21 protein-coding genes are annotated in these 21,729 nt (G+C 64.5%); 9 read left to right on the top strand and 12 right to left on the bottom strand.

Annotation, left to right across the window (positions count from 1 at the left end; all coding sequences use genetic code 11):
- Position 1 precedes the first annotated feature (1 nt).
- Positions 2 to 2,167: a type I secretion system permease/ATPase gene (locus GY791_14115; GenBank protein MCP4329558.1), complete on the bottom strand. Its 2,166-nt coding sequence runs from the start codon at positions 2,165 to 2,167 to the stop codon at positions 2 to 4.
- A 627-nt stretch (positions 2,168 to 2,794) separates the two neighbouring features.
- Here GY791_14115 and GY791_14110 point away from each other — a divergent pair.
- Together GY791_14110 and GY791_14105 are read left to right on the top strand one after the other, a co-directional pair.
- The gene (locus tag GY791_14110; protein ID MCP4329557.1) at positions 2,795 to 4,117 is read left to right on the top strand and encodes a TolC family outer membrane protein; all 1,323 of its coding nucleotides are present in this window, start codon (positions 2,795 to 2,797) and stop codon (positions 4,115 to 4,117) included.
- Positions 4,118 to 4,259: 142 nt separating this feature from the next.
- A complete protein-coding gene (locus GY791_14105; protein MCP4329556.1) occupies positions 4,260 to 5,450 on the top strand; it encodes a phosphoglycerate kinase in 1,191 nt (396 codons plus the stop codon).
- A 16-nt stretch (positions 5,451 to 5,466) separates the two neighbouring features.
- Here the strand turns inward: GY791_14105 and GY791_14100 are convergent, their stop codons facing one another.
- On the bottom strand, positions 5,467 to 6,171 hold the full coding sequence (locus GY791_14100; protein MCP4329555.1) for a DUF2336 domain-containing protein: 705 nt from the start codon (positions 6,169 to 6,171) through the stop codon (positions 5,467 to 5,469).
- A gap of 241 nt (positions 6,172 to 6,412) precedes the next feature.
- Between GY791_14100 and GY791_14095 the strand changes: the two genes are divergently transcribed.
- Complete coding sequence (locus GY791_14095; GenBank protein ID MCP4329554.1) at positions 6,413 to 6,961, top strand: NUDIX hydrolase; 549 nt, start codon at positions 6,413 to 6,415, stop codon at positions 6,959 to 6,961.
- On the opposite strand, the gene GY791_14090 is transcribed toward GY791_14095, so the two are convergent.
- Entirely contained in the window at positions 6,962 to 7,519 is a 558-nt protein-coding gene (locus GY791_14090) for a septation protein A (GenBank protein ID MCP4329553.1), read from the bottom strand.
- 33 nt (positions 7,520 to 7,552) lie between these two features.
- On the bottom strand, positions 7,553 to 8,395 hold the full coding sequence (locus GY791_14085; GenBank protein ID MCP4329552.1) for an EamA family transporter: 843 nt from the start codon (positions 8,393 to 8,395) through the stop codon (positions 7,553 to 7,555).
- Between the two features lie 3 nt (positions 8,396 to 8,398).
- On the opposite strand from GY791_14085, the gene GY791_14080 reads away from it, so the two are divergent.
- Complete coding sequence (locus GY791_14080; protein MCP4329551.1) at positions 8,399 to 9,424, top strand: haloalkane dehalogenase; 1,026 nt, start codon at positions 8,399 to 8,401, stop codon at positions 9,422 to 9,424.
- A gap of 13 nt (positions 9,425 to 9,437) precedes the next feature.
- Here GY791_14080 and GY791_14075 read toward each other — a convergent pair whose 3' ends face one another.
- From GY791_14075 to GY791_14040, 8 genes are all read right to left on the bottom strand, one after another.
- The gene (locus GY791_14075; GenBank protein MCP4329550.1) at positions 9,438 to 10,694 is read right to left on the bottom strand and encodes an MgtC/SapB family protein; all 1,257 of its coding nucleotides are present in this window, start codon (positions 10,692 to 10,694) and stop codon (positions 9,438 to 9,440) included.
- Positions 10,695 to 10,852: 158 nt separating this feature from the next.
- Complete coding sequence (locus GY791_14070; GenBank protein MCP4329549.1) at positions 10,853 to 11,776, bottom strand: alpha-1,2-fucosyltransferase; 924 nt, start codon at positions 11,774 to 11,776, stop codon at positions 10,853 to 10,855.
- A gap of 81 nt (positions 11,777 to 11,857) precedes the next feature.
- Positions 11,858 to 12,784, bottom strand: a complete 927-nt coding sequence (locus tag GY791_14065) for an alpha-1,2-fucosyltransferase (GenBank protein ID MCP4329548.1) — start codon at positions 12,782 to 12,784, stop codon at positions 11,858 to 11,860.
- Positions 12,785 to 12,790: 6 nt separating this feature from the next.
- Positions 12,791 to 13,762, bottom strand: coding sequence for a signal recognition particle-docking protein FtsY (ftsY, locus tag GY791_14060; GenBank protein MCP4329547.1), 972 nt, complete (start codon positions 13,760 to 13,762; stop codon positions 12,791 to 12,793).
- Positions 13,759 to 15,000, bottom strand: coding sequence for a tRNA (N(6)-L-threonylcarbamoyladenosine(37)-C(2))-methylthiotransferase MtaB (gene mtaB, locus GY791_14055; protein MCP4329546.1), 1,242 nt, complete (start codon positions 14,998 to 15,000; stop codon positions 13,759 to 13,761). The genes ftsY and mtaB overlap by 4 nt, the downstream gene beginning before the upstream one ends.
- Positions 14,997 to 15,833, bottom strand: a complete 837-nt coding sequence (locus GY791_14050) for a diaminopimelate epimerase (GenBank protein MCP4329545.1) — start codon at positions 15,831 to 15,833, stop codon at positions 14,997 to 14,999. Before GY791_14050 ends, mtaB begins: the two co-directional genes overlap by 4 nt.
- Before the next feature lie 61 nt (positions 15,834 to 15,894).
- Positions 15,895 to 16,587 (bottom strand): hypothetical protein, encoded by a 693-nt coding sequence (locus tag GY791_14045; GenBank protein MCP4329544.1) that lies wholly within the window; start codon positions 16,585 to 16,587, stop codon positions 15,895 to 15,897.
- Positions 16,584 to 17,672 carry a glycosyltransferase family 2 protein gene (locus GY791_14040; protein ID MCP4329543.1) on the bottom strand — a complete coding sequence of 363 codons (1,089 nt, stop codon included), beginning with the start codon at positions 17,670 to 17,672 and terminating at the stop codon, positions 16,584 to 16,586. Before GY791_14040 ends, GY791_14045 begins: the two co-directional genes overlap by 4 nt.
- 254 nt (positions 17,673 to 17,926) lie before the next feature.
- Here GY791_14040 and ffh point away from each other — a divergent pair, with 254 nt between their 5' ends.
- The 5 genes from ffh to trmD are packed head-to-tail and all read left to right on the top strand — an operon-like array spanning position 17,927 to position 21,729.
- Positions 17,927 to 19,291: a signal recognition particle protein gene (gene ffh / locus GY791_14035; GenBank protein ID MCP4329542.1), complete on the top strand. Its 1,365-nt coding sequence runs from the start codon at positions 17,927 to 17,929 to the stop codon at positions 19,289 to 19,291.
- A 33-nt stretch (positions 19,292 to 19,324) separates the two neighbouring features.
- A complete protein-coding gene (locus GY791_14030; GenBank protein MCP4329541.1) occupies positions 19,325 to 19,702 on the top strand; it encodes a VOC family protein in 378 nt (125 codons plus the stop codon).
- 36 nt (positions 19,703 to 19,738) lie between these two features.
- Positions 19,739 to 20,440: a 30S ribosomal protein S16 gene (gene rpsP, locus GY791_14025; GenBank protein ID MCP4329540.1), complete on the top strand. Its 702-nt coding sequence runs from the start codon at positions 19,739 to 19,741 to the stop codon at positions 20,438 to 20,440.
- A 29-nt stretch (positions 20,441 to 20,469) separates the two neighbouring features.
- Positions 20,470 to 20,994 (top strand): ribosome maturation factor RimM, encoded by a 525-nt coding sequence (gene rimM, locus GY791_14020; GenBank protein MCP4329539.1) that lies wholly within the window; start codon positions 20,470 to 20,472, stop codon positions 20,992 to 20,994.
- Between the two features lie 12 nt (positions 20,995 to 21,006).
- Complete coding sequence (gene trmD / locus GY791_14015) at positions 21,007 to 21,729, top strand: tRNA (guanosine(37)-N1)-methyltransferase TrmD (protein ID MCP4329538.1); 723 nt, start codon at positions 21,007 to 21,009, stop codon at positions 21,727 to 21,729.

The following is a 21,729-nucleotide window of genomic DNA, read 5'->3' as shown; positions in this document are numbered from 1 at the left end:
CTTAGGCGGCGGTGCCGCGGATCTGTCCGCGAGACAGCGTCTCGAGCACTTTGTCGCGTGGCCCGTCGGCGACCACCTTGCCACTGTCGAGCACGATCAGGCGATCGACGAGGCGCAGCATGGAGACGCGTTGCGTGACCAGAATTATCGTCTTGCCCTCGAGCACCGATTCCAATTTGTTGATGAACTGCTCCTCGGAGCCCTTGTCCATATTGCTGGTCGGTTCGTCCATCAGCAGAATGTTGGGGTCGCGAACCAGAGCGCGGGCCACCGCCACGGCTTGGCGCTGGCCACCGGAAAGGAATTCGCCGCGCTCCCCGACCGGCCAATCGTATCCCATCGGGTGTTTGCTGACCCAACTGTCGATGCCGGCGATCTGGGCCGCGCGCTGGATGGCGAAGTCGTCGGCGTAGGGGGCGGCGACGCCGATGTTGTCGCGGATCGATCCGAAAAACAGGAAAATGTCCTGCGCCGCATAGCCGATGTTCTGCCGCAGGTCCGCCGGGTCGATCTGTTGCACGTCGGCACCATCGACCCAGACCGCTCCCTCATCGGGTGTGTAGAGGCCGAGGATCAGCTTTTCGAGCGTGCTCTTGCCGGAACCGATCTTGCCGATGATCCCGACGCGCTCGCCGGCCGAAATCTTGAACGACACCTTGTTCAGCGCGCCGATGGCCTGTTCGGGATAGCGAAACTCCACGTCCTTGAACTCGATGTCGCCGGACAATACCGGGCGATGGAGAAAGGCGGCCCCGCGCGCCCGCTCCACCGGGAGCCGCATGATCGAATCCAGGGTGCGAAGGGAGACCATGGATTGATTGTATCGCGACAGCAGTGAGGCGACCTGGGTCAAGGGCGCCATGGCTCGCCCGGCCAGGATCATGCAGGCGATCAGCGCGCCCATCGACATCTCGCCGGCGGTGATTCTGTACACACCGAATATGACCACGCCGATGATCGTCAGATGATGGATGAAACCGGTGAAGTGCAAGCCGAGGAAGGTGAGCGCGCGGACTCTGACACCGGACTTCGCGGCGGCGCCGACGAAGCGCTCCCATTTGCGTTGCATCCGGCCTTCGGCGCCAAGGCTCTTGACGGTTTCGAGGCCGCCGATGCTTTCGACCAATAGAGCGTGACGCTGCGCCGCTTCCTTGGACGAGTTCGCGACCAGCCGGCCCAGCGGCCCCTGGACCAGGAATCCGACGATCAATACGACGGGAACCGCGATCGTCGGGACCAACCCGACCGGCCCGCCGAGCAGCCAAATTATGGCGATGAAAATGAAGATAAACGGCAGATCGACCGTGGTCGCGACCGTGGCCGAGGTGAAGAACTCGCGAAGACTTTCGAATTCGCGCAGCTGCTGGGCGAAGCCGCCTGCCGATGCCGGGCGCGACGACAGCTTGATGTTCATCAACTGCTCGTAGATGCGCGACGACAGAATCACATCGGCGTGACGGCCGGCGGTATCGACGAAATGTCCTCTCAGATTCTTCAGTATGAATTCAAAGACGAATACAGTGATCACGCCCAACGCCAGGACCCACATCGTTTCGATCGCGTTGTTTGGAACCACGCGGTCATAGACGCTCATGACGAATATCGGCGTCGCGACTGCAAAGATGTTGATCATCAATGCCGCCAGCATGACCTGGTAATAGATCCGTCGGAAGCGCCACAACGTGCCCCAGAACCACGCCTTCGAATGTGGAATGTCGGTCTCTTTCGACCGCGCGTCGTATTGATACTCGGGTTTCGCATAGAGCACGTAGCCGGCGAATTCCTCGTTCAAATCGTCGAACGAAATCTCCCGCACGCCGCGCCCGCTTTCCGGCATGACCACGACTGCGGTATCGCCCTTTTCGATGCGCGCCAATACGCAGGCCCGCCCGCCTTTCATCAGCAGCACGCACGGCAAGGACAGGACGGAAATATCGTCCAGCTTGCGGCGGACGAGACGGGACGAAAGCCCAGCCCTCTCGGCGGCGCGGATGAACAGGTCCGGTGTCAAGCGGTCGTGGACCAGCGGAAGGCCGGCCCGCAGAGCCTCACCGGAATGGGGCCGCTCAAGCAGGGCGGTCAGGATCACCAGGCACTCGAGGAGCGGGTCGTCAATCGTCGGGCCCTTCGGCACCTGCTCGGCCGGCAGGGTCTCGATGTTCGCCAGTGTGGGCCCAGGTTGCACCACAGCATGCGTACCATCGAAAACGGTCGGCGACGCCTCCGGCTTCACCGCCTCCGTGAGTGGCGGTTCCGGCAAATTGCGATTCCGACTTTCGTCGGATCTTTTGCCCACACGAGATCTCCTCTTAACCCAGCCGACAGCGGGCGCGTAAGCCTCCGGCGAGGCAGTTCATATTCGCCAAAAGTGGCGAAATGTGGCTGCTACCGAAACATATTGGTTACCAGTGAGTTAGTCACGAAATAGTAGCGCCGAGAACGGGCACCTGCCAGTGCGCCCCGTCACACCACCGCAAGTTGGGTCGCCACCGCACCTAACCACGCAACGATTACTTTTCTCATAACGGCATATCCAACAATCTTTTCTCGGATTGGATCGGAATTATGCGATTATCGGGTCTGGTTGGATGGATTATCGCGCACGGCGAAGAATGCGCGCAGGTAGGAATCGCGGTCGTATCCGCGGTATGAGCCTGAGTGGCCTTGATTTTTCGTCGATCTTGGGGAAGAGTAGCATTGTCTGCGTTCATTACCAGCGTTGTCGTCAACAAAAACAATGGATTAGGCAACTTAACCTGCGCGTAATTCCAGGGGTGGACAAATGAGGGGAACCATGTCGCCACGAGCTCAGATTTCTGCCGTTGCTGTCGCCGCCGCGACAATTATCGCGAGTACGACCGGCGCGCCGGCGGTGACGCTCGAAGACGCGATCGTTACCACGCTGCAGACCAACCCCGAGGTCACGGCGATTCGCGACAACCGTCGCGCGATCGACCAGGAGCTTCGCGCGGCCCGCGGTCTCTACTATCCCAGCATCGATATCGCCGGCGAGTACGGCTACGAGGTGTCGAACAACGTGGCTACCGGCGGCACTGATGTCGACAAGTTTCCGAACGAGGTCGGCGCCATCTTCAACCAGTTGATCTTTGATGGGTTCGGACGCGAGGGCGAGGTCGATCGGCAGATCGGTCGCGTGCGGTCCGCCGCCTACCGTGTTTTCGATACCGTCGAGGTGCTCGCGTTGCGTGCAGTCGAGGTGTTTCTCGATGTCCAGCGGACCACCGAGATCGTCGGCATCGCGCAAGAGAATGTCGACGAGCACGAGAGTCTGCTCGATTTGGTCACCCGCCGCGCCCAGAGCGGTGCCGGTCCGAGGTCCGACATCGACCAGGCGGTCGCCCGTGTCGGTGCCGCCAAGGCATCCTTGGCGGTCTCGAGAGGGCGCCAGGAAGACTCGGTGGCCAATTACATCGCGGTTGTCGGCGCGATGCCGGAGAATCTTTTGCGTCCCAACCCGCCCGAGGACGCATTGCCGCCAACGATCGACGTGGCGGTCGAAACGGCGCTGGCGAATAGCCCGGTCGTTCAGGTCGCCGCCGCCGAGATCGAACGCGCGAGCGGGGAAGTGACCGTCGCCGAATCCAATTTCTGGCCGCGTTTGGATCTCCGGGCGGAGGCAAACCGCGAGGAGGACCAGGGCGGTATTTCGGGCGTCGCGACCGACTATTCGGTCAACGCGGTGATGACCTACAACATTTTCCGGGGTGGCATCGACGCCGCGCGGGTGCAGGAGAGCAAGGAGCGCCTCGCCCAGTCGCGAAGCGAACTCGATGTTTCCCGACGCGATGTCGCTGAGGAAACCCGGCTCGCCTGGAACGGCTTGTTCGCGTCTCGCGAGACCGGCGTTGCGCTCAGGGAAGAAGTCGAGGCCAACGTCAAGGTGCGCGACGCCTACTTTCAGCAGTTCGAGGTTAATCGCCGATCGTTGCTGGATTTGCTCGACGTGCAAAACGAGCTTTTCGTCTCGCGGACACAGTTGGTCACCGAGGACTTTACGACCGAGTTCGGCGTTTACCGCGTCCTCGCGACAATGGGTCTGCTGACGCCGACGCTCGGAATTTCGTCGCCGTCGGAATCAACGCCGCCGCCGCAATAATCTTGACGACGAGCGACGGTTCGCGTTTCAAAATCATTGTAAGTGCAGTTGTAGCGCCGACCGCCCGCCAGGCGGTCGGGTCTTTGTCGCGGGCCGGACCGACCGTGCCCCACACAGGGTTCGACGTCAGGTGCGAAGACTCATGAAAATCGGCGATTTCGACGTCGCCGGGAAACGCGTTCTCGTTCGCGGCGACTTGAACGTTCCGATGCAGGATGGCCGGGTCACCGATGCGACGCGTATCGAGCGCCTGTTGCCGACATTGGAAAATCTGCTGTCACGGCGGGCGCGGGTGGTCTTGATGTCGCATCTCGGCCGACCACGGGGCCGTGTTGTCGCCGATCTGTCGCTGCGCCCATTGGTCCCTGTCCTCGAGAAGGCGTTGTCGGGCCGGCGTGTGCGCTTTGCCGAGGATTGTATCGGGCCGTCGGCGCGGGACGCGGTCGCTGCGCTGGGTGACGGCGATATCGCGCTGCTCGAGAATCTGCGTTTCCACGCCGGCGAGGAAGCGAACGATTCCGCCTTTGCCGCCGAGCTGGCGGCGTTGGCCGATCTCTATGTCGATGATGCTTTTTCGTGCGCCCATCGGGCACACGCGTCGAATTTCGCGATCGCCGCGATCTTGCCGTCCGCCGCCGGCCTGCTCATGGAGGCGGAGCTGGATGCCCTGGCCGCCGCGCTCGAGGACCCTGAAAGACCGGTGACCGCCGTCGTCGGCGGCGCGAAGGTGTCGACCAAGCTTTCCGTCCTTGGCCATCTGATCGACAAGGTCGACCGCCTGGCGGTTGGCGGCGGCATGGCCAACACGTTTCTTCACGCCCTGGGCGTCGACGTCGGGCGGTCGCTGTGCGAACCGGACATGGCGGATCAGGCGCGCCGAATTCTCGCTCAAGCCGATGAGCTCGGCTGCGAGTTCGTTCTCCCCGCCGACGCCGTCATCGCGACCGGTCTCGGGGATAGCGTCGGCCATCGCGTCGTGCCGGTCGCCGCGATCCCGCCCGATTACATGATGCTCGACATCGGACCGGCATCCGCCCGGGCGCTTTGTGAATCCATGGCCGCGTGCAAGACCGTGCTGTGGAATGGCCCCTTGGGGGCTTTCGAGCATCCGCCCTTCGATGCCGGCACGAATGAGGTTGCGCAGGCCGTGGCGCGGCTCACGCAGGCGGGCCGCTTGCGCTCGATTGCCGGTGGCGGCGATACCGTGGCCGCGCTCTCCCATGCCGGGGTGGTCGACGAATTCAGCTATGTGTCGACCGCCGGCGGAGCTTTCTTGGAATGGCTGGAAGGCAAAGAACTGCCGGGCGTCGCGGTTCTATACCGGGACTCCTGACCGATGCGATTCCGCTTTAGGCGGTTCCTTCGGCGATGCCGCGGCGCAACCATTTTGGCAGCGACGAAAGCTTGGCCTCGCCGTCGCTCTCTGCGGCCGACTGGGGAGCGGCGGCGCTCCGCGGCATACCAAGGCGATTGATCTGTTCCGACGACAGCTCGGGCCGCTCGAGAAGCAAGGCTTGAAGCGCGGGGGCATCGGCCGAGCGCGAGATCAGCAGCTCAACGGCATCGACGGACAGCGCCGCCGTTTGGTTGGCGACCAGGCGCAAGATGACGGCGTCGTCGGCGACGGCCACGATCGCGTCGGTGACCCGCTCGGTTAGGCCATCCCGCTCCGCGATGGCGCGCCTGTAGTCATCGGATCGGCGGCGGGCGACGGCGACCAGGTCGTCGTCGGTAAGATTGCCACTTTCACGCAGTGTCTTGTGGACCTCGTTGGCATTGTCGCTGCCCAGAACACGGGCCATGTCGCTGGCTGGAATGCGGCTCGGCGCCGTGTTCCGAACGAGAACCTCGCGCATACAGGTATCGACGTCGCGAATCAGGTTCTGAAGCACCTCTGCCATCAGCTCCTTTTCGCGATCGCTGCGATCCGATGAACCGTTGAAGTACAAATCGCTGAGCGAAGCCGCCAAGGTCGCGCGCGAGGCGATCGATCGCGTGCGTGCCAATCCAAGCAGCTTGTCCGGTTGAATGTCGGGGGCGGCGCCGATAGTCATCGCTTCATCCCTTTCGCTCTTACGCTTCCGGTTTCTATTATTCCGTTTACGCCTTTCGAAAAAGTTAACCAAAGTGCGGCCCGGCGCGCGGTATCCCGAGCCGCGTTAACCATAGTGCGGGTGCCGGAAACAAGTTCTCTATGCGTTGTCCGATTATGGCCCTATCGTCGGGATGGCGCCGGCGAACGCCGAAATCATGGAAATGCCAGCCGCCGGCGGCCGCCATCGCCGGGGAAAAGGGATGAAAGGCCAAAAACCTTCCGGGCCGACCGTCTTGACCGTTCCCGAGGGGGACGAGCGGGAGCGGCTAACCTGCCCCGATTGCGGCTTCATCCACTATGAGAACCCCAAGATCGTTACCGGCGCGGTTGTCGAGTGGGAGGATCGAATCCTTCTCTGCCGGCGGGCGATCGCCCCTGGCATCGGCAAGTGGACGCTGCCGGCCGGCTATTTGGAGGTTAATGAGAGTTCTTCCGACGGCGCGAAGCGCGAGGCGTGGGAGGAGGCCCGTGCGCGTATCGAGATCGATGCGCTGATCGCGCTCTACGATATTCCGCACATCAGTCAGATCCAGCTCTTCTTTCGCGCCCGTCTACTGTCGCCGGATATTTCCGCCGGGCCAGAAAACCAGGAGGTCGCCCTGTTTTCATGGGAACAAATTCCGTGGGACGAACTCGCCTTTCCCAGCGTCACATGGGCGCTCAATCACTTCGCCGATACGCGGGGCAAAACCGACTTCGCGCCGCATCGCAATCCGGCGGGACAGGCGATGACGATGGCCCAGGATTGACTAGTCTGCGGCCTCGGGTTCCTCGGCGATGCCATGACGCTGAATCAACGGCATCTGCATGACGCTGAAGATCAGGGTCAGTGGCAGGTAGCCGAACACCTTGACGCTGACCCAGACGTCGGTCGAAAAGCTTCGCCAGACGATTTCGTTGAGGACCGCCATGGCAGCGAAGAACAGGGCCCAGCGCCAGGTCAGCAACCGCCACCCTTTGTCGTCGACCTGGAACACCGAATCGAACAACGGTTTGAGAAGCGGGCGGTCGAAGATGAGCCCGGCCAACAACGCCAACGCGAAGGCGGCATTGATGATCGTCGGCTTCATCTTTACGAACGTCTCGTCGTTGAACCATAGGGTCAGACCACCGAAGACCATCACGATGATCGCGGTAAACAAGGGCACCATCGGTATGCGGCGATGGACGAGCCACGACACCGACAGCGCGACAATGACCGCGATCATGAAGGCCGCTGTGGCGACGAAGATGTCGCCCCAGGCGTAGGCCGCGAAGAACACCACCAATGGGCCTGCTTCGACGGCGATCTTGAGCACCGGATTCATGCTGCCCTATATAGGGCCCAGCGCACCGATACGCTAGCCCGCCAGACTGAGAAGCGCCGCGCCGGCGCAGACGACGATCGCGGCAACGAACCTGGCCCGGCCGAAGGGCTCGCCGAGGAGTGTGGTGCCGAGCAGCGCGGCGATGATGACGCTGGTCTCGCGCAGGGCGGAGATCGGGGCCAGCGCGCCGAGGCTCATGACCCAGATTACGATCGTGTAACTCAATGCCGAAATGACGCCGCCGAACACGCCGCGCCGCCACTCCAGCCGCATCGATTCGAGCACCGCGCGGCCACGCCAGGCGACCGTTATGGTGGCGAACAGGAAGCCCTGCAACAAGAACAGCCACGCGATATAGCTCAGGGGAATCGCCGTGCGGCGGACGCCCATGCCGTCCGATACGGTGTAGGCGGAAATGCAGATGCCGGTGAGGATGGCGAAGAAGATGGCGTGGCGGTGGCGCGGCGGTCCGCCGCGACGGGCGCCGAGGCTGATGATGCCAAGCGAAACCAATGCGACGCCGACCAGTTGGATGGGAGTCGGCACTTCGCCCTCAAAGGCCAGCGCCAGCACGGTCACCAGGACCGGCGCGATTCCACGCGCGATCGGATAGACAAGGCTTAGATCACCGACCCGGTATCCGGCGGCGAGGGAGATGTAATAGGCGACGTGAATGACCGTCGATGCGGCCAGGAACGGCCAACTCGCGGGGTCGGGGAGGGGGAGAATTGGAATCAGCGGCACCGCCATCACGGCCGGTACGCCGAATATCATGACCTGAACCGTGAGCGGATCGCGGCCGCCCTTGATCAACGCATTCCAGGACGCGTGCATGGCCGCTGCAATGAGGACGAGGACGGCGAGATCGAAGGGCATGGGATGGCAAGACGGATATTGTGGAATCGTGACAATCCGCCGCACCGCACGAATGGTCAACAGGATCGTCGGGATGTATGGTCGTGGCGTCCGGTGATACCGAAGAATGGGATCGCGAACAAAGAAGGAGTCCTCTTGACCACGACCATATCCGCCGAGGACGGTCATCCGCGCCGCACCGTTGCCGTCGCCGGTTCCGAGATCTCCTATGTCGAAACCGGACAGGAATCGCCCACAGTCGTTTTCTTGCACGGCAATCCGACATCGTCCTATCTGTGGCGCAACGTGATTCCCCATGTCGCGCCGCACGCCCGCTGTCTCGCCCCCGATCTCGTCGGCATGGGCCGGTCGGGCCGGGCCCCGGATGGCAGCTATGCCTTCCGCGATCATGCCCGGTATCTCGACGGCTGGTTCGAGAACGTCGTCGGCTCCGATCCCGTTATCCTGGTCGTTCACGACTGGGGCGGGGCGCTGGGCATGTATTGGGCGCGCCGCAATCCGGCCCAGGTACGCGGCATGGCCTATATGGAAACCATCGTCACCCCCTTGACCTGGGACGGCTGGCCGGAAGCGGCGCGCGGCATATTTCAGGCGATGCGGTCGCCGGCCGGCGAGGAGCTCGTGCTCGAGAAAAACGTATTCGTCGAACGAATCCTGCCGGCCAGTGTGCTGCGCGATCTGTCCGAACAAGAGATGGCGGTCTATCGCACGCCATTCGTCGAGCCGGGCGAGAGCCGCCGCCCGACGCTAACCTGGCCGCGGCAGATACCGATCGACGGCGAGCCGCCGGAGATGGCGGATCTGGTTTCGGCCAATCAGTCTTTCATGGCCGGGGCACCGTTTGCCAAACTCTTCGTCAATGCCGAGCCGGGCTCGATCCTGATCGGCCCGCAGCGGGAAATCTGCCGTGGCTGGGCGAACCAGACCGAGATCACGGTTGCCGGCAAGCATTTCATCCAAGAAGACTCGCCGCATGAGATCGGCCGCGCAGTCGCGGAATTCGTCGACATGATCGCCAAACTGGCGTGAGCAGCGGTTAGCGCTAAAGCGCCGCCATCAGCAGCAGACCAAAGCCCCCCGCCGCGACGGACACGAGAAGACCCGCGGCCACGCGAATGCCGAGGCGCCGTGTGCCCTGGACCGTTGCGAGCGCGCCTTTGACCAGCGTGTTGGAGATAACCGCTATGAGAAGCCCGGTTGCCGCGACTTCGGGAGTGAGTTCCGCGGCCTTCACCATGCCGGACAGAGAAAGGTTGATCGCATCGACGTCGCCGAGTCCGGAGGCCCCGGCAAGAACATAGATGCCTTCGTCACCCCACCATGCCTGAAGCGCGCGAGACAACAGCATGATGGCGGCCAGCAAGGCACCGAACTGGAGCGCGGTCATGAACTCGAATGGATTGCGCAGCTTTAGCGCCGGCGTCTCCGGATGCTTCGCTTGCTGCCGCCATAACATGTACGCGGCGGCGAACGCGCCAATACCCGCCAACCCGAGTGGAAGCGCCAGGTAGCCGGCCATCGAGGGTGCGATAATCCAGACTACGAGCAGTGTGCGGGGGAACATCGTTCCGCCGGCGATCAAGATCGACGCGGACAGCAACGGCGTGGCCTCGGGATTGCGCCGCGCCAGGCGCGCGAACGTCAGCGTGACCGCGGTCGAGGAGACCAGGCCCCCGGCCGCGCTGGCCAAGATCATGCCGCCGGTGGTGCCGAAGATTCGCACCGCCGCATAGCCGACGAAGGAGATCGCGGCGATGAGGATCACCATCAGCCACAGCTCGTAGGGGTTGAGCGCATGCCAGGGTCCATACCCCTGGTCCGGCAGCACCGGCAGCAATACAAGGGTCATCGCCAGCAGCTTCAACACCGCCAGCATTTCGTCCCGTTCGATGCGCTCCAGCCATTTATGCAAGGGCGGCTTGATGCCGAGCAGCAGTGCCGCCGCGACGGCGCCGGCGGCGGCGATCGCGACCTCTCCCCGAACCGCCACCACGCCGAGAACAAAGGTCAGCATCGCGGCGACAACGGTGGTTATGCCCTGGTCGCCGCTTTGCCTGACGTGACTCCAACGGGCCGCGATCAGTATCGCCGCATAGGCGATGAAGGTGGCGGCCAACACGATTTCTCCGAGCTGCAAGGACAGTAGGCCGCACAGCCCGCCGAGCAGACCGGTGATCGCGAAGGTACGGACGCCGGCGATTCTCGCGCCTTCCGGCGCCGAACGCGCATGCCAGCCCCTCTCGAAGCCGATCAGGAAGCCGAGCGCCAATGCGACCATGAGGCGCTGGTATAGTTCCAAGTCGCCCACGGCATTCTCCTTCGATGCCAATGCCATGGTATGAGCCGCCGGATGCCGCGGCGTTGCGCCAGATCAACCGGGGAGCTCCCGGGCCATTCGATGATCGCGGAATCACGGGCCCGCCGGCAGCCGGCAGCGCGCGCGTTGGCGCCGTGTTTTCAGATGACGATCCAGTCCTTCGGGAAGGGATCGGGAAGCGGATGAGGCCCGCGGCCAAGCGTGCCGAGCCACAGTCGGGGCGCGATAACGAGCGAGTCGGGTCGGGCGCCGAGCCACGCCGCCCACCAGCTGAACGTGCTGTTGGCGATAACGATGTGCCGACAGCGGGAGATCAGGAACATATCCTCGGTTGCCGAGTTGCCCTCGACAAAGGTGCAGTCGGACCACCCTTCCAACATTCGTCGCGCCGCCGACGGATCGTCGGAAAAAACCAGGTAGTGTTTCTCCGGAAGCGATCGATCGAGGAGCTTGCGGGCGCGATCGAAATAGTCGCGGCGGCAATAATCGAACCAATCGCTGCGCTCGGCTTTCCCCACAAAATCTCCGAGCCGGACATGAACCGCGACCGTGCGCGCCGGATCGATGAGCGAATGGGTGCCGCGCAATTGCGGCTGGTCGAAGCGGCGGAGGTCGAATTCAGCGCGGATGCGGTCGGCGATCGGCTCGAAAAAGCCCGGCGACTGCCAGTAACCGGCCAAATAGCAATCATCGGTGATGGTGAAGAAATCATCGATCGACCGGAGACGGTCGTCCCGCACGATGGGCACGCCCATGCGGCGGTCATCCCGATCCAGCCATCGCTCCTTGATGCGGCGCCATTTCTTGCCGGTCCAGGTGCGCGGCAACTCCGGCCCGATCAATTCGAAGCCGTCGATTTCGAACGGTGCCAGGTGGGTCGTTAATTGCCCCTCCTGGTCGCGCTGCCGGGTAACCAGTACGAGGTCGGCGGTGAGGTGCTCGGCGAGCGCCCGCCCGGCCGCGTATTGCAGCATCTGGTTGCCAAGCTGTCCGTCGAGCTTGGCAAAGACATGACGTCGACGCTCCGACCCTGCCGTCGAGGGCGCCGCACCGTTCGCCGTCATCGGTCACACATCTTGGAACCGTGATGCCTCTCCGCGGCGACCAGCATAGGGCCCTCGTGACGGCTGTGGAAGACGCGAGGTCTAAACGACGATCCAATCCTCCGGATAGAGATCGTTCGGATGATTGGCACGATACAGGTTGAGCGACAGCCACAATCGCGGCGCGACGACCATCGATTCGCCGCCGGCGCCCAGCCACGCTCCCCACCAGCCGAACGTGCTGTTGGCGATGATGAAATGCCGGCATCGACTCATCAGCATCATGTCCTGGTAGGGCGAGTTTCCCTCGACGAACGTGCATTTACGCCAATCCGAAAGCATCGCGCGCGCGGTGGCCGGCTCGTCGGAGAAAACCAGATAGTGAAGATCTTCACCGCAGCGGTCGATCAGGGCACGGGCGCGATCGTAATAGTCGCGCCGGCAGAAATCGAAACTGCCGTCGCGACGGCTGGCGTCGGTGAGATCGCCGAGCCGAACATGCACGGCGACCGTCTGTCGGGCCGAAATCGTTGCCATGGTCTCGGCTTGCGCTTCCGCGGCGAAACGGCCGAGATCGAAGTCGGCGCGGATGCGATCGGCGATGCGGTCGAAATATCCCGGCGATTCCCAAAATCCGACCAGACAGCTGCTCCGGGACAGGCCAAAAAATTGTTCCGGCGACCGGATATCGGCCTCCCGGATGACCGGCAGCCCGAGGCGCCGGCTGTGGGCGGGAAACCATCTGTCGGTGATCCGCTGAATGCGGCGTCGCCACGGATCGTCCGGAATCAGTGGGCCGACGAGTTCAACGTCGCCAAGCTCGAACGGGTCGAGCGCGCAGCCCGGCTTTTTCCCGTTACCGGTGTTTGGGCTGACGAGAACAAGCGCTGCGTTCCGCGTGTCGGCGAGGGCGCGGCCGGCGGCGTATTGGAACATCTGGTTGCCCAGTCTTCCGTCGAGCTGCACATAAATACGGTACCGCGCGGCCGTGCCGTCCCGTGCCGCTGGGTGCGTCGGCGAACCGGGCATGCGCGATCACCGCGAGGCGATCGCGGGATCGACACCGGGCTCGATGTCGAGCAAATTGTGGGCGAATTCGTGCGCATCGAAAGGCCGCAGGTCCTTCGCGCTTTCGCCGACGCCGATCGCATGAACCGGCAGGCCGAACCGTTCGGCGAGCGCGACAAGTATCCCGCCGCGCGCGCTGCCGTCCAATTTCGTAACGATCAGACCGGTCACGTTCGTCACCTCGCGGAAGGTCTCGACCTGGGCCAACGCGTTCTGGCCCGTCGTCGCATCGAGGACCAAGAGGCAATGGTGCGGCGCGGATGGGTCAAGCTTCTTGATCACGCGGCTGATCTTTTCGAGCTCGGCCATCAGCCCGGCCTTGTTGTGAAGCCGGCCGGCGGTGTCGATCAGCAACACGTCGATATTCTCCCGGCGCGCCCGTTCGAGGGCGTCGAAGGCCAGCCCGGCCGGGTCGGCGCCTTGGCGTCCGGTGACGACCGGTACGCCGCTGCGCTCGCCCCAGCTCTGCAATTGCTCGATCGCGGCGGCACGAAAGGTATCGGCGGCGCACAACATGACGCGCTTGCCGCGGCCATCCAACCAATGGGCGAGCTTGCCGATGGTCGTTGTCTTGCCGGATCCGTTGACCCCGACCACGAGTACGGCCACCGGGCCATCGCTGTCTTCGAATTCGAGCGGCACGGAGACGTCGGCCAGAAGCGCGGCAATATCGCCGGCGAAGGTCTCGCGGACCTGTCGCGGCGTGATGTCGCGCCCGAATCGTTGCTTGGCCAGCGACGCGGTAAGGCGGGCCGCCATGGCCGGCCCGATGTCGGCGCTGATCAAAGCCTCCTCGAGCGATTCGAGAGCATCGTCGTCAAGCCGGCGGCCGGTCAAAGCCGACCCGATGCCGTCGCTCAGTTTGGTGGTCGATCGTTTGAGGCCGGATTTGAGGCGGGCCAGCCAGCTCCCCTCCGGTGGCGATTCGTCCCTGCTCATGCAGCGAGCGTACCCACCAGGTGGCCGTTTTCCGCGCCGGAAATATGGACCGACCGGATCGTCCCCGGTATCGCCCGGCGGTCGAACTGCACGACGGCAAAATGCTCGCTGCGGCCGGTATCCGGTTTTTCGACCAAGACCGTTGCCGTGCCGCCGATGCGGCGGTCGAGGAAACGGCCAAGCGTTTCATCCCCGAGGCGCCGCAGCCGCGCGGCCCGTTCCCTGCGGATCGCCATCGGCACCTGCGGCATCCGGGCGGCCGGCGTTCCGCGCCGCGCCGAATAGGGAAAGACGTGCAGGTATGTCAGATCGCAGCGCACGACGAGGTCCAATGTCCGTTCGAACATGGCCTCGGTCTCGGTCGGAAAGCCGGCAATGATGTCGGCGCCGAACACCACGTCCGGCCGCACCCGCCGCGCCCGGTCGCAGACATCGATCACGTCGCGCCGCAGGTGACGCCGCTTCATGCGCTTGAGAATCAGATCGTCGCCCGACTGGACGCTGAGATGCAGGTGCGGCATCAGGCGTGGCTCGTCGGCGATCAGCGCGAACAAGTCGCCGTCGATTTCGACCGGATCCAGCGAGCTGAGCCGGAGGCGTTCGAGTTCCGGAACCAGGTTGAGCAGGCGCCGCGCCATCTGGCCCAGGCTCGGCCGGCCCGGCAGATCGCTTCCGTAGCCGGTGATGTCGACGCCGGTCAGCACGATTTCCCGGTACCCCGCCGCCACCAGCGTGCGCGCCTCGGTGACGATGCGGCCGACCGGGACGCTGCGATTGTTGCCGCGACCGAAGGGAATAATGCAGAACGTGCAGCGGTGATCGCAGCCCTGCTGGACCTGGACGAAGGCCCGGCTGCGGCCGTGGAAGCCTTCGACGAGATGCTCCGCGGTGTCGCGCACGGTCATGATGTCGCCGACGATGACACGGTCGGCGGCGAGATAACTCTCGGCGCGAAGCTTTTCTTCGTTGCCCAGGACCTGATCGACTTCCGCCATGGCGGCATAGGCGTGGGGGTCAATCTGCGCGGCGCATCCGGTCACGACGATCCGCGCCGCCGGGTTTTCGCGCCAGGCGCGGCGAATCGTCTGGCGGGCTTGGCGTTCGGCCTCCGCCGTTACCGCGCAGGTGTTGACGACGACCAGATCGTTGCAAGGGCTGTCCCCGATCAACCCGGCGATCAATTCCGATTCGTAGGCGTTGAGACGGCAACCGAAGGTGATGACGCGTGGCGCGGTCATTGCAGGAGATCCGCGGCGAACCGGCCATGGTAGCTGGTGGCGACCGGGCCGGTCATGATGACGTGACCGTCCTCGCGCCAATCGATGTCGAGCGCGCCGCCATCGAGAACCACGGTGGCTCGGCGACCGGCGATGAGGTGGCGCCGCGCCGCCGCGACCACGGCCGCGCAGGCGCCGGAACCGCAGGCACGAGTGATCCCGGCGCCCCGTTCCCAGACCCGAAACCGCAGCCGGTCGGGCCCCAGAACCTGCACCACGCCAATATTCGCGCGATCGGGGAACAGCGGATCGGTCTCCAGCTCGGGGCCCAACGTCTCGAGCGGCACCGCCGCCGCGTCATCGACGAAGAAAACCGCGTGCGGATTGCCGACATTGACCGCGACCGGGTCGCTGAGCGGTCCGCATGTCAGGTCGAGATGGTCGGTATCCATCGCTCGGGCCAACGGGATCAGCTGCCACTCGGCCGTTGCCGGTCCCATGTCGACCGCGACCCGGCCATCGCCGCACCGCTCGGCGGTCAGCACGCCGGCAATGGTTTCGATCGCAATCGCGTCCTTATCAGTCTCTGCCATCAGCAGATCGGCCACGCACCGGGTGCCGTTGCCGCAGGCGCCGGCCTCGCTGCCGTCGGCGTTGTAGATGCGCATGAACGCGTCGGCCCGGCCGTTGGCCGGCGGTTCGACGGCAAGCAACTGGTCGCAGCCGACGCCGAGACGGCGGTCGCAAATCGTCCGTGCCCGGTCGCGCGATAGGACCAGGGGATCGGCGCGGATATCGACGACAACGAAATCGTTGCCCAGACCGTGCATCTTTTTGAAGGGATAGTCGCCCATGAGCAGTTTATATGTTGCGCAGGCCGAAAATGTCCATGCCCGCGCGTTCTCGCCGCCGCCGCTAAGGGTCCCGGCGCGCGGCCAAAAATGCGTCCATATGGAAGCCCGCCTGCTCACCGCCGTAATGGAATTCGCGGCCGATCGGGCAAGCGCGCCGCGCCCGGCAACCGAGTTCCCTGCACTCGGCCCCGCTGTCCCCCGAGATATGGCCGACACAGGCCGCGACGTCGTAGCCGCCGGCGGTGAAGGCATCGACCGGGCAGGTCGTCAGGCAGGGCTTTTCGGCGCAGCTTTCGCAGGGGTGGAGCGCCTGGTTCGGGCTCGGCGTATGCGGCCGCTCGGCAAGCAGGAAAGCGCCGCGATAGGCATGCCACAAACCGTAGACGGGGTGGATCAGCGGGCCGATCGGCGATGGAAATGCGGCGCCGGCGCGGACCGCCCAGGCCTGAAACGGGTGATAGGGCGGGCCATCGAAGGGGTAGAGCACACGCATCGGGCCAAATTCAGGCGTCAGACCTTGAGCGATCGCGTCCAGGGTACGCCGCGACCAGCCGTTCAGCGGATCGGGTTCGTCGCGGCGGTCGGTGGAGAAATGGCGCCACATGGCGGGGCCGGCATTGCCGATCAGTACCAGGGTGCCGGAGCGTATATCGGCGAAATCGGCCCGACCGACCGCGAGGCTGCCAAGCACGACCAAGCCGGCGGCGCTGACACCGCAGTCAATCGCGTCCCGCACGTCGTCGTCCCCGGTCATTCCGCCGGCGAGCCGTCGGCGGGGTCCTGCGGCGGGTCGACCAGATGCTGGTTGCCCCAGGTCGAATCTTCCTTGCGCCAGGCGAACGACGTCACCAAGCCGCAGACGCAGAGCGCGTTCATCCCACGCTGCACGATGGACCCGGGCGCGCGCTTGACGATCCACGAATCGGCGCCGGATCCGCCGCGGCCCGCCTTCGGCGCGCCAAGATAGCGCGACGGAACCGGCAACACGGCGGCCCAGTAATCGCGGTGGCAGTGTAGATGCATGCCGGTGCTGTTGGCCTTGTATTTCAATTTGTGGCCGCGGTCGGTGGTCTCGCGTGTGGCGGCATGCTCGTTGGTGTCGAGCCCGGTCAGCACCGGCTGACGAAGCGGGTCCTCGTAGACGGCCAGGACGTCGAACAGCTCCGGGTCGACGTCGACATCGTCCTGGAAATAGGAAATCCACTCGATTTTGGGATCGGCCAGCCAGTATGCGACGCCCAAATTAACGGCCCCGGCAACCCCGCGATTTTCCGTCAGGGCGAGATAGCGGGCGCCCAGTCGTTCGGCACACTGGCGGTTGGCGTCGCTGGCATCCTCGTTCGAGCCGTCGTCGACGACGAGGACCGGAACGCCGAGCGCTATCAGCTGCGGCAGAGTCCGGGCAAGTGCCGCGGGTCGGTTGTAAGTCGTCACGACGATGGCTCGGGTCGCGACCGCTTCGGCGCCGGATGAGGCCGCGTCGGCGTCGTCGAATAGGGGGCCGGCCGGCGCGTCGGTGTCGCTGCCGATTTGGCGCCGGACAGCATCGAGAAACGCGCTTGGGCGGGCCGCCGCGCCGCGCTGCAGGACGATGAAGCGGGCATTCTCCAGCCGACAGGCGAAACCCTTCGCCACGGCTCGAAGGGTCGGCAGCGGCACCTCGTTGATCCGCGTCTTGCGCACAACCACCCACGAGACGCGACCCAAGCCGGCCGGGTCGATCGTACCGGCATCGCTGGCGCCGAAGAACCATCCAGTGTACTTGCCGTTGGTCAGCACGCGCGCGCCCGCGCCGCCGTGGGAGACGACCCGGATCCAGGTGGCGAGGAAGTCGATCATGGCCTGCGCGTCGTGCCTCGGCTGCGATGTAAATCGTTTGGGCGCACGATCATAGCAAGGCGGCGGCGTCGGTACACGCGGCCAAATGCGGTCGTGCGCCCCGAGATAGGGAGCAAGGTCGTGCTTGACGTTGGCGGCCGGGGTGCATAAATTCCGCCGCGCTCAATCAATTTGAGTAACCCATGCCCCCGAGGGGGCCCGTCCGTCCGCGAGTTTCGCGCACGGGCGCTTTTGTGTTTTGGAGTCATGCGGCAATGTTCGAAAGCCTGACCGGTAAGCTGGGTGACATTTTCGACGGGCTGACCCGGCGCGGCGCCTTGTCGGAGGCCGACATCGACGTGGCGTTGCGCGAAGTCCGGGTGGCGCTGCTCGAGGCCGATGTCGCGCTGCCGGTGGTCAAGCAATTCATCGACCATGTCCGCGTGGCGGCAACCGGCGAGACCGTGCTGAAAAGTGTCACGCCCGGCCAGCAGATGGTCAAGATCGTTCACGACCAGCTCGTCGAGATGCTCGGCGGTGAAGCCGTCGAATTGAACCTCAGGGCCAACCCGCCGGTGCCGATCTTGATGGTCGGGCTGCAGGGTTCGGGCAAGACGACGACGACGGCGAAGGTCGCGGTGCGATTGGCCGAACGGCAGAAGTCCAAGGTCCTGATGGCGGCGCTCGATACCCGGCGCCCGGCCGCCCAGCAGCAGCTGGCGGTGCTCGGCGAGCAGGCGGGAATCGATACCCTGCCGATCGTTGCCGGCGAGCCGCCGGTCGCGATCGCCCGCCGCGCGGTGCAAAAGGCGACGCTGGAGGCCTACGACGTATTGCTGCTCGACACCGCCGGGCGGCTCGCCATCGACGATGAACTGATGGACGAAGCGGCCGCGATCCGCGACGCGACCAACCCGGTCGAGACCCTGCTGGTGGCCGACGCGATGACCGGTCAGGACGCGGTCAACGTGGCGCGGGCGTTTGGCGATCGGGTCGGCTTGACGGGCATCGTTCTCACCCGGGTCGACGGCGATGCCCGGGGCGGCGCGGCGCTGTCGATGCGGATGGAATCGGGGTGCCCGATCAAACTGATCGGTGTCGGCGAGAAGCTCGATGCCCTCGAAGCCTTCCACCCCGAGCGCATCGCCGGCCGCATCCTCGGCATGGGCGACATTGTCGGCCTGGTCGAGAAGGCGCAGGAGACGATCGAGCAGGAAGAGGCGGAGAAGCTCGCGCGCAAGGTGCAGAAGGGCGACTTCGATCTCGACGACATGGCCCAGCAACTCCAGCAAATGCGGAAAATGGGCGGCCTCGAGGGACTGCTCGGCATGATGCCGGGTGTCGGCAAGGTCAAGAAGCAATTGGCCGAGGCGAAGATCGACGACGGGATGATCCGCCGCCAGGAGGCGATCATCTCGTCGATGACCAAACAGGAGCGGCGCAGTCCGAAAGTCATTCACGCCTCGCGCCGACGCCGCATTGCCGCCGGTTCGGGCACGACCGTCCAGGAGGTCAACAAGCTGCTCAAGCAGCATTTGCAGATGACCAAGATGATGAAGCGCATGGGCAAGCTCGGCAAGAAGGGCATGATGCGCGGTATGGCGCCGGGCGGGCTGCCGCCTGGATTCGGCGGCATGTAGGCGAGGCAGGAGGCGGGAACCGTGATCGATCACATGTCCATCGGCGTCGCCGACATCGTCCGCTCGCGCGATTTCTACGACCGGGTGTTTGCCGTCCTGGGGTACCAGCGGCTGTACGATATTGACGGCGAGGCGGCAGCCTATGGCCCCGAGATGCCGTCCATGCAGTTTTGGATCACGCGGCCCCTCGATGGTGACCGACCGACGGCGCCCTGCAACGGGATGCATGTCTGTTTTCAGGCCAAGTCGCGCGACTTGGTTCGAGCATTCCATGACGCCGCGATCGCGGCCGGCGGCACCGATGCGGGCGCGCCCGGGCTGCGGCCGGAATACAGCGAAACCTACTATGGCGCCTTCGTCTTCGACCCCGACGGGCACAAGATAGAAGCCGTTTGTTACGACGCGGAATAGTCCACGAAATCAGGATCAATTCAGGAGGAAGCTTGCATGGCCCTAAGAATTCGTCTGGCGCGGGGCGGCGCCAAGAAACGGCCGTTTTATCGCATTGTCGTCGCCGATTCCCGCGATCCACGGGACGGCCGCTTCATCGAGAAGCTCGGCACCTACAATCCGATGTTGCCGCGAGACCATGGCGATCGATTGACCTTCAAGGAAGAGCGGATCCGTCACTGGTTGTCGGTCGGTGCCAAGCCGTCCGACCGTGTCGCCCGGTTCCTGGGCGATGCCAGCATCGCCGCGGCGCCGGCGATCCCCGAACAGACCAAGAAAAACCAGCCCAAGGCCAAGGCGGTCGAGCGGATGAAGGTCGTGGAAGAGGCTGCGGCTGCCGCCGTGGTGGCGGCGAAAGCGGCCGAAGAGGCTAAGGCGGCGGAACCGGTTGCCGAGGAAGTCCCGGCCGAAGAAACCCCGGCGGAAGAGGCCGTTGCTGAAGAGGCCCCGGCGGAAGAGGCCGCGACGGAAGAAGCTCCGGCGGAAGAAGCTGCGGCGGAAGAAGCTCCGGCGGAAGAAGCTGCGGCGGAAGAAGCTCCGGCGGAAGAGGCTGCGGCGGAAGAAGCTCCGGCGAAAGAGGCTGCGGCGGAAGAAACCGCGACGGAAGAGGCTCCGGCGGATGAGGCCGCGGTGGCTGAAGAGGCACCTGCAGAGGACGCCGCGCCGGGCGAGGGCGAAGAGGTCAAGAAAGAGGAGTAACAGTCGCCGAGAATCCGGGATCGACAGCGATGGGCGAGGCGATGATCTGTGTTTGTGCGATCGGTGCCCCGCACGGCGTCCGCGGTAATATTCGAATCGCCTCGTTTACGGCGAACGCGGAAGATTTCCTAAGCTACGGGCCGCTCAGCGACAAGAACGGGGCGCGGCGCTACGATCTCGAAATCGTCGGGCGCAGCCGGGGACAGCTCATCGCCCGTATCGCCGGTATCGATGATCGCGACGCGGCCGAGGCTCTCAAGGGGACGCGCCTTTATGTACCGCGGTCGGCGTTGCCGCAAACCGATCCGGAGGAGTTCTACCACGCCGACCTCATCGGATTGACGGCGGTCGATCCGGACGGTCGCGAGGTTGGCAAGGTCAAGGCGGTGTACGATTTCGGCGCCGGCCACGTGCTCGAGGTCGTGGATTCGGATCGCCGACAGGTGCTTGTTCCCTTTACCAGGGAAGCAGTGCCCGAAATCGACATCGGCGGCGGCAGAGTGGTGATCAAACCGCCGCCCGAAGGTGACACGGCGGTAGATGAGGAAAGTTGACGGTCGGAGGCGATGACGACGATGTCGCGGAACCCGGTGTGGACGGCGAAGGTGCTGACCCTTTTCCCCGAAATGTTTCCGGGCCCCCTCGGATTGTCGCTGGCCGGGCGGGGTCTGGCCGATGGCATTTGGGCGCTGGAAACAGTGGACATTCGGAATTTCGCGCGCGATAAACACGCCTCCGTGGACGACACGCCATTCGGCGGCGGCGCCGGAATGGTGATGCGGCCGGACGTCGTCGACGCGGCACTGGATGCGGCCGACGGTGCGGCCGGGCCTTTGATCTACCTGTCGCCACGGGGACGGATGCTCGATCAGGAGCGGATCCGGCGGTTGGCCGGGGAAACGGCGATCACATTGGTTTGTGGCCGCTATGAGGGCTTGGACGAACGGGTTGTGGAGGCGCGCGGACTCGAGGAGGTGAGTCTCGGCGACTTCGTCCTCTCCGGCGGCGAGCCGGCAGCGATCGCGCTGATCGATGCCTGCGTGCGATTGCTGCCGGGGGTCGTGGGTGCGGAGGCGTCGCTCGCCGAGGAGAGTTTCGAGCGGGGATTGTTGGAGTACCCGCACTATACGCGGCCGCAAGTTTGGAGCGACCGCGCGGTGCCGGAAGTGTTGCTATCCGGCCACCATGAACGAATTAGGGCCTGGCGCTTGGCCGAGGCAGAGAGAATTACCCGCGAACGGCGGCCCGACCTGTGGTCGCGCTATGTCGCCCGCCGCGGGCAGGGATAG

The sequence above is a fragment of the Alphaproteobacteria bacterium genome (genome assembly GCA_024244705.1).
GTDB lineage: Bacteria > Pseudomonadota > Alphaproteobacteria > JAAEOK01 > JAAEOK01 > JAAEOK01.
This window is presented reverse-complemented; position numbering and strand designations above follow the sequence as displayed.

Excerpts from the sequence above, each read along its gene's own strand:
- GY791_14110 (MCP4329557.1), top strand. The coding sequence starts at position 2,795 with ATGTCGCCACGAGCTCAGATTTCTGCCGTTGCTGTCGCCGCCGCGACA.
- GY791_14105 (MCP4329556.1), top strand. The coding sequence starts at position 4,260 with ATGAAAATCGGCGATTTCGACGTCGCCGGGAAACGCGTTCTCGTTCGC.
- GY791_14100 (MCP4329555.1), bottom strand. The coding sequence starts at position 6,171 with ATGACTATCGGCGCCGCCCCCGACATTCAACCGGACAAGCTGCTTGGA.
- GY791_14095 (MCP4329554.1), top strand. The coding sequence starts at position 6,413 with ATGAAAGGCCAAAAACCTTCCGGGCCGACCGTCTTGACCGTTCCCGAG.
- GY791_14090 (MCP4329553.1), bottom strand. The coding sequence starts at position 7,519 with ATGAATCCGGTGCTCAAGATCGCCGTCGAAGCAGGCCCATTGGTGGTG.
- GY791_14085 (MCP4329552.1), bottom strand. The coding sequence starts at position 8,395 with ATGCCCTTCGATCTCGCCGTCCTCGTCCTCATTGCAGCGGCCATGCAC.
- GY791_14080 (MCP4329551.1), top strand. The coding sequence starts at position 8,399 with ATGGCAAGACGGATATTGTGGAATCGTGACAATCCGCCGCACCGCACG.
- GY791_14070 (MCP4329549.1), bottom strand. The coding sequence starts at position 11,776 with ATGACGGCGAACGGTGCGGCGCCCTCGACGGCAGGGTCGGAGCGTCGA.
- GY791_14065 (MCP4329548.1), bottom strand. The coding sequence starts at position 12,784 with ATGCCCGGTTCGCCGACGCACCCAGCGGCACGGGACGGCACGGCCGCG.
- ftsY (MCP4329547.1), bottom strand. The coding sequence starts at position 13,762 with ATGAGCAGGGACGAATCGCCACCGGAGGGGAGCTGGCTGGCCCGCCTC.
- mtaB (MCP4329546.1), bottom strand. The coding sequence starts at position 15,000 with ATGACCGCGCCACGCGTCATCACCTTCGGTTGCCGTCTCAACGCCTAC.
- GY791_14050 (MCP4329545.1), bottom strand. The coding sequence starts at position 15,833 with ATGGGCGACTATCCCTTCAAAAAGATGCACGGTCTGGGCAACGATTTC.
- GY791_14045 (MCP4329544.1), bottom strand. The coding sequence starts at position 16,587 with ATGACCGGGGACGACGACGTGCGGGACGCGATTGACTGCGGTGTCAGC.
- GY791_14040 (MCP4329543.1), bottom strand. The coding sequence starts at position 17,672 with ATGATCGACTTCCTCGCCACCTGGATCCGGGTCGTCTCCCACGGCGGC.
- ffh (MCP4329542.1), top strand. The coding sequence starts at position 17,927 with ATGTTCGAAAGCCTGACCGGTAAGCTGGGTGACATTTTCGACGGGCTG.
- GY791_14030 (MCP4329541.1), top strand. The coding sequence starts at position 19,325 with ATGTCCATCGGCGTCGCCGACATCGTCCGCTCGCGCGATTTCTACGAC.
- rpsP (MCP4329540.1), top strand. The coding sequence starts at position 19,739 with ATGGCCCTAAGAATTCGTCTGGCGCGGGGCGGCGCCAAGAAACGGCCG.
- rimM (MCP4329539.1), top strand. The coding sequence starts at position 20,470 with ATGGGCGAGGCGATGATCTGTGTTTGTGCGATCGGTGCCCCGCACGGC.
- trmD (MCP4329538.1), top strand. The coding sequence starts at position 21,007 with ATGACGACGATGTCGCGGAACCCGGTGTGGACGGCGAAGGTGCTGACC.